This is a genomic window from Legionella stuttgartensis (assembly GCF_977063405.2).
On the sequence record NZ_CDRUHA020000033.1, the window covers coordinates 328,021 to 342,142 of the forward strand.

The following is a 14,122-nucleotide window of genomic DNA, read 5'->3' on the forward strand; positions in this document are numbered from 1 at the left end:
TAAAATATGATCATAAAGACTATTTTAGGAGTCGGGATGTCATTTTTAAAACATTTCAATGATGTTCTTCAAGCAGGTGAAGGAAATTATCTAAAAAAATTCCAAGAAATAAAACGCGTAGACGTCCAAATCGCCATTTATCAGAAGTTACTTTATAAAGCCGGCGAAGAAGGCAAAGACAGCGCTGCTCAAAAAGCCTTAAATAGTATAAATGACGCCCTCCAAAATTGGTTTCCAGAAGATAATCTAGAAGAAAATCTCGGTCAGGTTATTAACGCAAAAGATGGGAATTATCTAGATGAGTTCAAAAAATTTGAACCAAAAGTCCAAGTTTTAATTTATCGAAAATTACGTGATAAAGCTGTTGAAGAAGGAAATGAAAGTGCTGCTCAAAAGGCTTTAGATAGCATTAATGTTATTCTCCAAAAGAGTCCTTCAAAACTTGATGTACGTAAGGCACTTGGTCATATTATTAAAGCAGGCAAAGAAAACTATTTAACAGCGTTCAAAGAATACGCTGGAAAAGTGGATGTCCAAATCGCAATTTATCAGCAATTACTTCATTTGGCTGCGATAAAGGGCAAGAATAGTGCTGCTCAAAAAGCGTTAGAGGCGATAGATAAGGATTTTGAAAATTGGTCCCCAGAATTTAAAGCACTTAAAGAGTTTAATGATGCATTTAAAGAATATAATGATGCGCTTAAAGATTTTACTGAGCTCCAATCAGGGATAGAGATTGAAAACAAACGCTATGCGGTAGCGAAAGCTAATGCCATATATCAAGATTATTTATATCGAAAAACGTTCGAACGGGTAAAAAATAAAGATAAGTTATTATTTGATCCCCAGGCGCGTTTAGTTTACGAGTTAACACTTACAAAAGAAGAGCGAAAAGAAGTTCTTGATGAAATAAAAGAAGCATTACAATTGCAAGATGATCAAGAATTAAGCGGCTCCAAAGATGTTGAAGATATAGGGGTTTCCAAAAAGATAATAGACTCCATAATGGTTGACGCGAAGCTCAAAGAATTACTTGGCGGTCGCACCCCAACGAAAACAACCTTATGCTCCATTGATTTAGGCTGTATCGATAAAGCTCCTAAAGATAAAGATAGTAAAGAGATTTTTAAAGAGCTACGTACAAAATTTGTGGCAAAGTATGGTAGGCAAAACCTAGTGGCACATCAAAGAGCGAGTATGGTTGCTTCTTTTGAAGAAAGCTATGCCCATATGTGCTTGATGGCGAAGACCTATAGGGGTGTTTCCAAACATTTTGATAAAGAGAAACCTCGAAAGATTACTAAAGCGGATTGGGAAGTCATCCGTCATGAAGCCGCTTTAAAGCTTCAGGATAAAGTGGCTGAAACGTATAAGAAGGCGGTTGCCGAAGCCACGACTCAAGGCGTTGTGGATCTTTATAAACTTAATAAAAATTTGGCAAAAGAACGTGTTAAGCTAGCTGACTTTTCAAAAAAGATACTTATAGAAGGTGTAGTTGAGCATTTAAAAGCAAAAAAGATGGAGCGGACTGAAATTCTCAGGTACATGCAAAATCTAAGCAGTCGTGTAGAGAAACATTCATTTACCGATCGAACTGCTACTGGATACGATTATTTTTATACCTCCAACTATTTGCAACAAGGAATGTTGATAACTGGCACTGAAAGTACGGCACATAATAAACCTCACTATAAAGCAAACTCAGAAGATCAAGCAGCCTTTAGGCGGGTTACTTATACTTACCGAGATGAAGATGGGGTTTTGCAACCGACTTCTGCAGTGAGTTCGCGTATTCCATCTCCAGCGCTGGTTTTTCATGGCATGTCCGATGAGTTAATTAAAAAAGACCTAGTGCAAAAATTTGGTTTTTTGCATGAGCAAATGCGCGCCATGCGTGGTGGAAAAGATGGGCCTGCTGTGGAAAGTTTATTTACCTCCTTTCATTCAGCAGCATACGAGCGATTGGGCGATAATAATAATCGACAACGAGCAAGTGCCTTATACATTATTCAAGCCATGCATGATTTTAACACTCCATGGCACATACGCGTGGAAAAACTCAAGGAGGAAATCGACAAGTTTCAGAAGAAAAATCCTTCTTTGGCGAACGACGTTAAAGTAGCGCAAGATAGTATAAAAAATGTAAAAAATGAGTCACAACTTGAAGATCTAATTAATCAACATAAGGAAACATTTGCAAAGCAACGCTACCTTGAAGGACTTCTATCCGAACTAGAGAGTGCAGAGGCTCAGGCGGCAATACAACAACAAGAACAACCCCCAAAAAATAATTTCTTATACATCCAAAATATAGGTACAAATCGTCAAACTCGAGATTTAGGCTATCGACAGGATCGGGGCATTTTCGATGTTACTGGCTCTTTGGAGTTGGATGATATTACTTTAAGTGCCGAAATGGCGATGCTGCATACCCTACAAGAAAATAGCGCTTTTCTTAGTGATGAAGTAAAAGAACAATTGTCTGGAATTAATGCGAAAGTACTTACGGAGTATCGGAAGTTCCTAGAAGATAAGTCCAGACCAATATATTTTGCTGAATCCAAACAGGGTGAAAACTTAATTAAGGAAATTAGAACTTTTAAAGAAGTATTAAAAAATCAATTGGACAATGAAGCTAAAATAAAAGTTGAAGAAGATAAGATAGAACCTAACCACTTACCTTCACTAGCTTCCAATACCTTAGCTCGCATGATTGCAACCAACCAGCATTGGGACAGTCGCTATGGCCAACTTAGCCAAGCTCTGAGCATGTATATCGAATGGGCATCTACTGGTGGGTGTAAAAGTGGTAATGAACGAAATCAGGATGTCATGTTACGCTTTGGATTATTAAAAAGTATTCATGAACGTGTAGAGCATGCGGGAAATGAGAATGGGTTAAAAGCTCATGAACGCGCTATTTATGAACAAATGACAGCTTATACCAAGGGAGAGACCGCCGATCCTGAGGCATTACGAGCCGCTATTGCTACATCAGTAAGCAAATGTAATATGCACGGTGGGGCTGCGGCGATTTCCCGTGAGGACCAAGGTGGTGCTGCGAAAGTAAGCAGTTTCTCAGCGGTGCAAGATATTAGAAGTCCTTTTTTACAATGGACTGCACGTATTGCCTTATTATCACCCATGCTCCTTATCGTTCCATTGGTTGCATTAGCATTTCCTAAGGTGAGAAAATTCTATTCTGATCTATTTGATACCAACAATGCTGCCGATAAAGAAATGAAACTTGATGCCACCGGGGCAAGTAAGACTCAAGCCCATAAAGGACAAGATAAACGAACCCGCGATGTAGTGCTGCAAGTGCTAAATGACGATCCTTCATTTCAGGGTAAAAACAAATTAACGAGTGCAGAAAAGGATTTATTTAAGGAAGGGCGTATGGAGGAGCTAGAAAAAAAAGAACAGCAAAAGACACCCGAGGCACAAAAGAAACGCGAAGAGCCCAAAGTGGACCCAGTTGTTCTTTCTGATAATTTTGACGGCAGTATAGAGCATTTTAGGAGTTTAGGGGGACGAATACCAGATGCTGAATCACCGCAAGTAGTGTCTAAAAATGTGGTTAACACTTTTGACGGTCCCCCACTACCTGTCCTAACAAAGGATGAAACTCCCTCTGACGGTAGGCAAAACTCAGGCACCACTACACCATCGGTACTAGTCACTAATAAGATGTAACCCGGAGAGCCCGGGTTTCCCTTTGCTGCCCCCGGGCTACAATCGGGCTATTTCAAACTACAAAGGTCGCTAATTTGCTGTTTTATCTCCAAAGACAATTGCGTCATAGGCAAAGTAGCCAATGCCGCGCGTTGGTATAAACGTCTTATTTCGGGATTATCGATAGAGTCTAAATGCAAGGCGATGGTTTGGACATCGCCTCTGGCTAATGGTCCAGTTAGTGATTCTGCAATCTGTTCGGTTTGGAGTAAGTTGTTTAGATTTCCTTGCATTAAATTAACCATCATTTGTCGACTTTGTTGGCTATTAATTCCTGCGTTTAGCAATAATTCTTCACTGCAGGCTGCTAAGGTAATTAAATAATTTGATGCCATGCATGCTGCAGCATGATAGGTTGCTTTTGCTTGGGGATTAATGGTGATGAGATGTGCCTCTAACTTCGTAAACGAACTTCTCAACCATTCACATACTTCCTGATCACCTTCTAAAACACAATCAACTTGTTTAAATGCAGTGGGCTCAAGATAGTTTGTCTTAAACGCTTTTAAAGGATGAAAACTTGCAACCAAACAGCCCTCTCTTTTTAATGGGGCAAGTAAGGCCGAGCTGAGTACACCGCTGCAATGAATGACAAAGCTTCCTGGTTTTAAAATGGCACTATGAGCTAAAGTTCTAACAACATCCTCAATGGCATCATCATTACAACAGATAAAGGTGACCTCTGCTGCGGTTAAGTGCTCTATTTGGTCGATTGGTTGCCCCAAACCTATCTCATCACATGCTTTTTGGGCGCTGTGAAAACTTCGGTTACAAATAGAAATTGATGAGATGAACTGCGCTTTAAACAAGGATAGAGCTATATTTTTACCTAGCCGACCTGCTCCTATGAGATTGCATTTCATGTTTTTTTCTTGCCTAAAAATAGAGTAGGTTAACTGCTTAATAACTTTTTTATAGAGCGAAAAGAGTGCTCTTTTACGTCAGTTTTTGCCTGCCTTATTGAGAATCTATCATAGCAATGTTCAATAAGGTATTAAAAATGCAATTTTAGCAAAAAATCATCACCACTTGGGGCAATTATTGGTTATAATACTCTCAATTTGTCATATTGAGAAATGAATTATGCCTTTCATCGTACAGGGAAATGCACAACAAATGTTCCAAGCTTTTGGACAGGACTGGGCAATTGCAGAGCAAAAAAATGACATAAAAATAATTTGTAGGGAAGTCATTAATTTTCTTGGCACTATGCCGCAAGCGATAAAACATTTAAATATTTGGCAAAAACAAGCATCAGCAACGCATTTTCTGCAGGGTAATATGACTGCAGGTAATTTGGGTTATTTATTTGGTCCCGAGCCTCTAAAGAAGAAAGGTGAAGCCTCAGAAGTTTATCGTGCTCATTTGATTCGCCAAGATTTCGCTTATATTGATGACGCAGGACAAGACTGTGGTCTCATGGTGATGTATCGAAAGGATGACCCAAAACAATGGGTAATAGGCTTAATGAGAAAAGGCCATGCAGTGCCAAAGGACCGGGAAATTATTTGCGCAGCGAGTTTTGATTTACAACCGTTTATTAAAGCACCTGACTCGGGGATGACTATTTCTGCTGTGTCCTCTCTAGAACAAGTATTTAATCAGCTTGGTTCTGCGCTGCCGAAATATTTAATCCAAAATGCATTCAATGTTGATAATGGAATCAATTTACGCTTTCAACGTGTTGCGCTATTGATGCAAAAGTTACATGTAGGTCAGGATGCAGCAACAATTCGTGCCTCTATTCCTTTTCGCGAACTAAATTTTCATGCCTTATTTACAGACAATCCAGCTTTAGATTTGCTTGTTCATTACAAAATACTGAATGAGTTTTCTTTACCTGCCTCCTTAATCAAGGAACTTTTGTTGCCTTCCAGCCAATTATGTAAGGAAATTTTGGGAATTCAATTCACCGATGATGAGCGGATTAATAAGAGTCTATTAAAAATCATCATCACATTTTATGAAAAAGGGCTTCTCGAACAAAACCGGGATCTACTGAAGAATTTGAATTTTATTAAAAAATTCAGTGGTTTTATGTGGAATGAGACGCAAATTAAATTAATTCCCTTTTTAATTCAACAAAACTACCCTGAAGATTTAATCCGTCTTATTTTATCTGATGAAGCGTATTATCAGGCTATAGATAGCTTAGTTACATTAGAGCCGGCACTTACGGAAGATGTCCCCCAATTTTTTAAAGACTCTAAAAAACTCGAGGAGTTAAGGTTAATTCATTCTCTACCCGATGAAGACTGTAAGCGACTTTGTTTGATTTTTTGGGTTAAAGGATCTTTATCTTTCGATGGTTATCAATCAATAATTGAAGCAACAAGAGAATATCCCTTATTGGCTTCGACCTTGGTTGCTTTGGATCAAAGGAAAACCCACAGTATTCAAGAACTGTACAGAATTGCATTAAGTCCTCGCAACCATTTGTATGAATCAATCCTGCATCATTTTAGGGAAGAACTTGCAGACCTAGACAATCCTTCTTCTTATTTACGGCGTTTAATGCCGCCAGAAATTGAAGCTGCGAGTAAGGCTCTACTTTTATTAAGGGAGTCAGGAGTATGGGAGTCTAAGGCAATAAACCCAGAGGCTTATCAATGGGTGTTGGATAAAAATCATAAGGCGCAAGCCCTACGTCTGTTTTTACCGCAGTTGAAACATATTGAAAAGAATACTCGAAAGGTATTAATAAAGGTTCTCTATGCTGGTGTACAAAATGGGATTCAGACTCAAGGCAATGCGGTCCTTGCAATAAAAGATCCAGAGCAATTGGCTTTAGCTACAAGTTTACGAGAGCGGTTTATTTGCGTCAGCCAAATGCAAGATTTAAAGCTCAAAAATGAGATAGTTGAATTCGCGGCAAAGGAAGAAGATGAAAGTGAAAAAGCCAAGCGCTTTCGCCAGGTTATTTTACGAGTTGAAGCACAATTTAAAATAATTCATGAGCGGTTGTATGGGGCGGCTTCAGCGGCTTCAGATAGACCAACGCTTGAGGAATGGAATCAAGCAGAAGAGGCCTATAGAAAAACATTATACACTAACGCTTATAAAATGCTTTCGAATCCTGAATTAGCAGAAGAACTGAAGGGCGAATTAAAGAAAGCTGAACAGAAAATTCTTGATATTGTTGATCCCAAAATCGAGTCATATCTTTACAAGGCGATAATTGTCCTTGCTAATATAGTGATTACCGCTTGTTCAGTTTTCGGAGCTAATGGATATAAATACCACAAGACTGGAAATTGTTGGTTTTTTAATCAAACCAGATCAGGAGAAGAGATCCGTGCTCTTGATAAAGAAGTCCTGAAGCTTATAGAACCCAAAAACGAGGATGAAAATGAGGTTTGGTCATTCACTCCATGTTGTAAAATGAGTTAAACAAGTGTAGCCCGTAATAGGCTACAGCCTTAGCCCGAGAACTTATCTCCCTCCGGGCTAGGGCATTCTTACTCACAGGCACTAACTTGCTGAGTTATAATAAAAAAAGTAAAAAAACATCGTATGTAAGACCATTTTTTAGTGATGTGGTTGGCACTTGAACCGTACTGTTTAGTTTCCTTGTTATCTGTTTTAAAATTATTCTTGAACTTATTGAATATTTCTGCTTAATATGAACTATTCTAAAGGACGACTGTGATTTAATGGATTAAACATATGGGAATTCCAAAAAAGGCGCTAACACATAGCCAACTCACTTATTCTGAAAAAACTCCTATCTCGGATAGCTCTCATCAAACATTTCAGGTTACCTTTGAAGAAGATGGTGTTATCAAGAAGGCTTTCTTTAAAAAATTAGAACCTAAAAATCACTACCCCGAATTATTAGCCAAAATAAGTGTAGCTACTTCATCATTCAAAAGGTTGTTCCAAGGAAAAAGATCGGCCGAAGAGCGCTTGGTATTTGAGCAGTATAATATTGAATTAATGTCGGATAATAATCCACAGAAAGAGAACACACTCTTTATTAAATTAGATAAACACGATTCGCTGAAATACGTTGTTAAGACTCCCGAAGGATTGGTTAAAGAAGATACAATTTTAATAAAAGATATACCAGGTTTTAATCCTGAACAGCCTTTGACGATAGAGCAGCTTCAAACGGTAAAAGGTCATATTCTAGAAATCACAGCAAAAAGGGGGCACACCCAAGATAAATTAATCGGAACACTATCCATTGGCGTGGAAGATTTTAAACCTTTTCATTTCTCTAAAGAAGGTATACCTGTTAACAGTACATTAAAGGAACAAGTTGCGCCCAGCGTAAAAACACTTATTGAGAAAAACATCATGGAGATTTTGCTTGGCAGATGGTTTCTTGATGATGATGATGCGCATCCACATAACCTTAGTTTAGCCGGTGACATCGATTTCGATATGTTTTTCTATTGGTTCACTATCTACATGAAAGAGCCAAGATCAGTAATCGGCGTCCCTAAAAAACACATTACCCTGACTGTTCGTGATTATGAGGCTTTTCCTAATGTTCAGGACTCGGTGCCTTATCACTGGCCACATTACACACATCCTGGACAAGAGACTATTCCGGTAATCGTACCTGGGGTACAAGAACTGGCGCTTAAACAATTGCCTAAAGCTTATGCCGACCCAGTTGAGTTCGCACGATTAGCGCAAAATTCTGTTGCCCAAGAACAAAAGTTCGCTGCGGCGTTAAAAGCTTTATTAACGTTCCAGCCTGAAGTTCAACGCAAACGCTTAACAGAGCTCTTCGGTGATCTGCCTTTAAATTACACCTCCTTAGATGAAACCGATCCCCTTTTAACGAAAAAATACGAAGAGATGTATCCTCGTTTTTGTAATGAAAAAACGAACAAAGAATCATTCGTTGATTTTATGATGAACTTATATCAGGAACATTATGATAATTTGTACCGGGTTGTAGTCTTTTATATGGGATGTATGGATAACGGATATGGGTTACCGTTACCCCCCACGTATTTGGCGCTTTACCAAAAGCCATCTTTTTATCGCAAGGTAGAGGAATGGGCCAAAGAGGAAAATAAAACAAACTATACTAAAGAGGAGCCGCTTAAGTATGATCTTGGTGAATTGCAAAAACGTTATCACCAAGTTTGGCGAGATGCGTTTGCTCCTATAATGAAAGAGTTAATTTATAGCTCCTATAGACTAACAAACGATTTATTGAAAGAGGCTACGAATCCGCCATATGTTCAAATCTCTGAACTGGTGAGTAAAAATGCCACCGATGAAACCTTAACCAGTGCATGGGAATTATTTGGAAATCTCCCCTTACTTTCTGCCGACACTCTTGAGTCAAAAATTAGTGTAGATAAGGACAGTAAATTGCGAGATGCATTATTATCGATGGTCGCTTTTGTTAATGAATTTCGGGCGGTCACAAAAGCTTATTATGAAAAGGAACGCAAGGATCTTACAGAAGAAGATAATCTCGATTTTTCAAATAAACTAAGTTTACTTTATCAAACGAATAACTTAAAAATTCGCCAAGCTTTAGCAAACACGACAACGCATGCCGCTGAATTTAATGGAATTGCTTCAAGTCTTAAGTTGATAGCCGACCAGGTCAGTTTCCAATTGCATTTGACCACTACCGATGAGCTCATGGAAAAAGCAGTGCTTTCAGTAAAAAGGGATGTCTTGCCTTTTACCCATGAAGATATAAAAAAACAATATCAGGACTCATTATTTGTTTGGGCAAAAAGCCTTAAGCCTGAGGATTTAGAACGTTATATTAATGAAATTATTGATAAAAAATATGCTCCTTTATTGCCTGCAATATCATTTCGTCAACGAGAGGAACCCGTGAAACAATATTTAAAGACGAGTGGAAGCGAAAGTGGTGATAATCGCTTGGCTTATGTTTTAAGTTCTGGAACTCATGATAACGGCGCATTGAATACTCAGCTAATCCTTGGGCTTACCCCGCTTATGTTACAAAAACATCCTATACCCAGTATTGATTTGGCAATCAGGGATAAGGATAAGAGTTTTGAAAAAGGCATCGCTGATTTTACAAGCGATGTAGTATCTTTTGCGAAGGAAAACAAGCGATTTACTCACCCTTATAGTGATGGAGGCATCAACATGATGTATAAGGCGATTTATGATTGGGTAGATACATTAACTCCTAAATCATTTAAGAGCTTAATCAACTCTACATTAAAAAAATATGAATCACAAACATGGGGAAGCATAATAGGTGTGACCAGGAGATCAGAAGTAGAAGGGTATATAGATGGAAATTGTAATTCGAAAGCTCTTGCCATGATCTTTATGAATGGAGGTGAGTCGTCAACATTAAATGAGTGTTTGTTTGTCAAAATAGTAGAAACAATTAAAAAGGAAGTCTCTAAATATCCATTGATGCTGCAAGAGCAAAAATATCAAGTAGTGGACCAATTTCAAATGACTGAAACGCACAAAGCGTTTTATCTTGCCAATCTGAAATATCATCGTGAAACGATTTGTGCTTCGCATCGTCAGTTACAAATTACCTCTGGAGAAAGTAGTAATAGTAAGGACGTTACCCCCGTATATTTGTGAGCATGTGAAGTATAGGTTATGATCCCTTTTTTAAAAACGCGGTGCGAGTTTCACATGTCTTTTGATTTAATAAAAACATTACCTCAATATCTGATTCCTCAGCATGGCCTTACGACCCTTGCGGGTTGTTTGGCAGATGTAAAAAATGTAAAAGTAAAAAACTATATTATTCAACGATTTATAAGGAAATATCAGGTTAATATGAGTGAGGCTTTAATCGAAGATCCCACCGCATACGCTTGTTTTAATGATTTTTTTATCCGCCAGTTAAAACCCGAATGTAGACCATTGGCCAACGCGGACATCATCTCACCGGTAGATGGTTGTATTAGTGAACTCGGAACTATAGAGCAAGGTCAATTAATTCAGGCAAAAGGCCATTATTATTCGGTTGCAGATCTTTTAGCATGCGATAAAGATAAGGCATCTCAATTTATAAATGGGTGTTTTGCTACAGTGTATTTATCGCCTAAAGATTATCATCGGGTGCATATGCCTATGGATGCCGAAATCGTATCCATGACCTATGTTCCCGGGGCCTTATTTTCAGTACAACCTTCAACGGTTCGGGTTGTGCCGAAATTATTTGCGCGTAATGAACGCCTGGCAATCTTTTTTTCCACTAAAGTAGGTCCTATGGTGATGGTGATGGTGGGAGCCACTATAGTTGGCGCGATAGGAACCAGTTGGCATGGGGACATCAAACGAAGTAAGAATCGTGTTGATTTTGAATACAACAAAGATAAGGATCAAACGATGATGGCCCAAGGTGATGAGATGGGCTACTTTAAATTAGGTTCCACGGTTGTCTTGTTATTTGCAAATGGCGCGCAAGTGCATTGGAATGAAGCTTTAAACGCAGGGAGTGCTATACGTTTAGGTGAGGCATTAGGCGAAATTAAATAGCAGTTAACCTGAGGAAATCTTTGTCGTACCCCCCAAGATGACCTTGTACAAAATGTAGCCCTGAGGAGCGCAGCAGAATCTGAAGGTTCCGTTGCACCCAACTACAGTTTGACTCCCATTAATTTAGCGCAAACAGCGTTCCTAAGTTCTTGTTTATAGCATTTTGATAAACGACAGAGGCCACACTTAAGTCTTGTATGGAGAGCCCTACCGATTTGAATACGGTGATTTTGTTTTTGTACTCTACATTTTTTTGTATTAACCAATTACCAAGCTCAACAATATCTTCTTGTTTTAACTGATTTTGCTGTATCGCACTAATGATTTCACCTGCTTCAGCCATAACAGCACTCAATTGATCAACAATCACTACCGAGTGTTTAAGGACTTCGCCACTTATTTCTTTCATCATAGAAGTATGTGAACCTATGGCATTAATATGAACATGAGGTTGTAGGTCGTGCAAGTGGATTAATGGCTCGGTGCTTGCAGTCGCTGTACAGATAATATCCGCATCTTTAATCGCTAAAGAAATGTGATCACATACATTGATGCTATATTGGTTGGCGAATTGAGCTGCAAATTGTTCTGCATTTTTAATATTCCTTGACCATACGGATACTTGCTTTATATCACGCACAGTCGAGACAGCTTGCAGTTGAGTCTCTGCTTGAACCCCTGAGCCGATGATGGCAATATGAGTTGCGTTATCGGTTGCAAAATATTGGGTTGCCAATCCAGAAATCGCCCCGGTTCTTAACGCAGTGAGATAACTCGCATCCATGAGTGCTTGAGGTTCGCCCGTGGTCGCATCAAGTAACATGATAAAACCGGTAATAGAAGGTTTATTGCGAGTGCTATTTTTGGGAAAAATAGAGGCCACTTTCAGACCCAACGCTTTCTCTTGAGCTAGATATGCAGGCATGGTTAAAGTGAGCGCTTCTTCTTCCTCAATGGTGATCCCCGTTCTTAATGGTAATTTAACCTGTTGTTTTGCTAATTGAATAAATGCATTTTCCATTGCTTTAATCGCTTGGCTCATGGTGATGCTTTGTTTGACTTCATCTAAGGATAATATGCGAAGACTCATAATAATTTTTAACCTCTAAATTCTTTAGTTAAAGCGGATAATAAAGTGGGATATTTGAAATTAAACTGATACTCTGACAATCGCTGCGGCATAACAGTTTGTCCAGATAATAATAACTCCTCACCCATCTGACCAAATAAAAGTTGTGTTGCCCATGCAGGTATCCACATCAGCGCCGGTTTTCCGAGGACCTGAGCGAAGGTTTTGGTAAAGGTTTTTTGTGACACCTGTTGCGGTGCTACCAGATTTATCGGTCCTGTAATTTCAGGGCGTGATATCAAAAACCGGATCGCCTCAACGAGGTCGGTGCTATCAATCCATGCCAGGGGCTGCTCTCCAGAGCCAATCACTGCTCCCATTCCATATCGAGCAGGTAATTCCAATTTCTTTAACATGCCCCCGCCACGCTTTAAAATCACACCAAAACGCATTATAGTAACCGGCATACCCGCTGCAAAGCCTTTTTTTGCAGCTTCTTCCCACTGAGTAACCAATTGATTTGCAAAACTGGTTTCAGACGAACCGATAGGTGTTGTTTCCGTAAAAGTAATATTGTCTTGTCCCAGTTTTTTCTGGAGGCCATAAATGCTAACAGCACTTGCATTATACAAATGTGGTTTTTTTGTGGTGGCTTTGATACCCCAAAGTACCAATTGGTTGGTCCTTTTTATGCGACTTGAAAGCAGCTTTTCTTTTGTTTTAGTACTCCACCGATGATCTGCAATGTTTTCGCCTGTCAAATTAACGATCACATCAAACTCATTTGGATTTAATGTATTAAGCTCATCCCAAGTGACCGCATGAACTGTATTTGAAAAGATGCGTTTAATTTTCTCTTTATCTCGTCCAATCACATAAATGTTATGTTCGGACTGAAGTAATTCGGGGACTAATAACTGACCGACTAATCCTGTTCCGCCGCAAATAATGATGTTCAAGCGATCCTCCTTAGAGTTGATCTAAATACTTTCAGCAAATTTACTTTAATCCATTTATGAAAAACAGACTATTTATGTCTATCCTTTATTTAATACTATTTAAGGGAATAACCATCATGTCTAAAAAAAGTTTAGTTAGAATAATTGGTATGAGTAGTATATTTTTTTCCACCGTCACACTCGCAGCAACGAATAAGAGCTTGTCTAAGGATGAATGGCTTACTGCTTTTAAAGAACTCGCCCCATCAAAGATGTGTCGCCGCTTAGTTGATGATCCTAAGACCAATACATTGCTGCAAAATGCAAATATTAACTATGATAAATGTGTGACATTAATTCCTGCAAGTTTTGATAAATGTCAAACTAAGTTTTATTCAGAGCTTCCCCAAAATATAAACGATAAAAATGTATCCATATGGAGCAAAAAATTGGGGAATTGCATCGGCCTCGATTTTTATTCGAATAATCTCTTAAGCACTGCTAATAAGGCAACACCACCATCATCTCCTCCTCCAGCCACCACATCGCCAACAATAGCAAAACCCGGTGATATGAGCAAAGAGGAATGGTTAAACGATCTCACTCTAGTGTCACCGAAGCTAATCTGCGGAAGACTGATGGAGGATCATTTATTTCACAAAAAGTTGACTAAAAAGGGGATAACTACTGAGAAATGCCTAAATTTAATGCCCAATAGTATCGCTGCATGTGAAAAAGAACTTAGTCCTAAGATACCCATGACTTTAGACAAAAAAAATCAAGATAAATGGAGTAGAACGATTGGCAAGTGCATTGGCGCAACTTTTGCCAAGCAATATTTAAAGTAAAGTAATGAAGAGTTGATGGTACAATTTTGGAAGAAAAAGTCAGTATTGTTTGAGTGTTCTCAAGTGTACAA

Annotated in this window: 8 protein-coding genes; 5 read left to right on the top strand and 3 right to left on the bottom strand. The window is 38.8% G+C overall.

Going from position 1 to position 14,122, the window contains the following annotated elements:
* Positions 1 to 36: 36 nt before the first annotated feature.
* Complete coding sequence (locus tag ACWTEW_RS10120) at positions 37 to 3,696, top strand: hypothetical protein (RefSeq protein ID WP_454781553.1); 3,660 nt, start codon at positions 37 to 39, stop codon at positions 3,694 to 3,696.
* A gap of 47 nt (positions 3,697 to 3,743) precedes the next feature.
* On the opposite strand, the gene ACWTEW_RS10125 is transcribed toward ACWTEW_RS10120, so the two are convergent.
* Positions 3,744 to 4,619, bottom strand: coding sequence for a Rossmann-like and DUF2520 domain-containing protein (locus ACWTEW_RS10125; protein ID WP_454781714.1), 876 nt, complete (start codon positions 4,617 to 4,619; stop codon positions 3,744 to 3,746).
* Between the two features lie 199 nt (positions 4,620 to 4,818).
* Here ACWTEW_RS10125 and ACWTEW_RS10130 point away from each other — a divergent pair, with 199 nt between their 5' ends.
* From ACWTEW_RS10130 to asd, 3 genes are all read left to right on the top strand, one after another.
* Positions 4,819 to 7,125: a hypothetical protein gene (locus ACWTEW_RS10130; RefSeq protein ID WP_454781554.1), complete on the top strand. Its 2,307-nt coding sequence runs from the start codon at positions 4,819 to 4,821 to the stop codon at positions 7,123 to 7,125.
* Positions 7,126 to 7,401: 276 nt separating this feature from the next.
* Positions 7,402 to 10,290, top strand: a complete 2,889-nt coding sequence (locus ACWTEW_RS10135; protein WP_454781555.1) for a hypothetical protein — start codon at positions 7,402 to 7,404, stop codon at positions 10,288 to 10,290.
* 54 nt (positions 10,291 to 10,344) lie between these two features.
* A complete protein-coding gene (gene asd, locus ACWTEW_RS10140) occupies positions 10,345 to 11,196 on the top strand; it encodes an archaetidylserine decarboxylase (RefSeq protein WP_454781556.1) in 852 nt (283 codons plus the stop codon).
* Between the two features lie 118 nt (positions 11,197 to 11,314).
* Here the strand turns inward: asd and ACWTEW_RS10145 are convergent, their stop codons facing one another.
* Entirely contained in the window at positions 11,315 to 12,286 is a 972-nt protein-coding gene (locus tag ACWTEW_RS10145; RefSeq protein ID WP_454781557.1) for an ornithine cyclodeaminase family protein, read from the bottom strand.
* Positions 12,287 to 12,294: 8 nt separating this feature from the next.
* The gene (locus tag ACWTEW_RS10150) at positions 12,295 to 13,224 is read right to left on the bottom strand and encodes a TIGR01777 family oxidoreductase (RefSeq protein WP_454781558.1); all 930 of its coding nucleotides are present in this window, start codon (positions 13,222 to 13,224) and stop codon (positions 12,295 to 12,297) included.
* Positions 13,225 to 13,340: 116 nt separating this feature from the next.
* Here ACWTEW_RS10150 and ACWTEW_RS10155 point away from each other — a divergent pair, with 116 nt between their 5' ends.
* Positions 13,341 to 14,051, top strand: coding sequence for a hypothetical protein (locus ACWTEW_RS10155; protein WP_454781559.1), 711 nt, complete (start codon positions 13,341 to 13,343; stop codon positions 14,049 to 14,051).
* Positions 14,052 to 14,122: the final 71 nt, after the last annotated feature.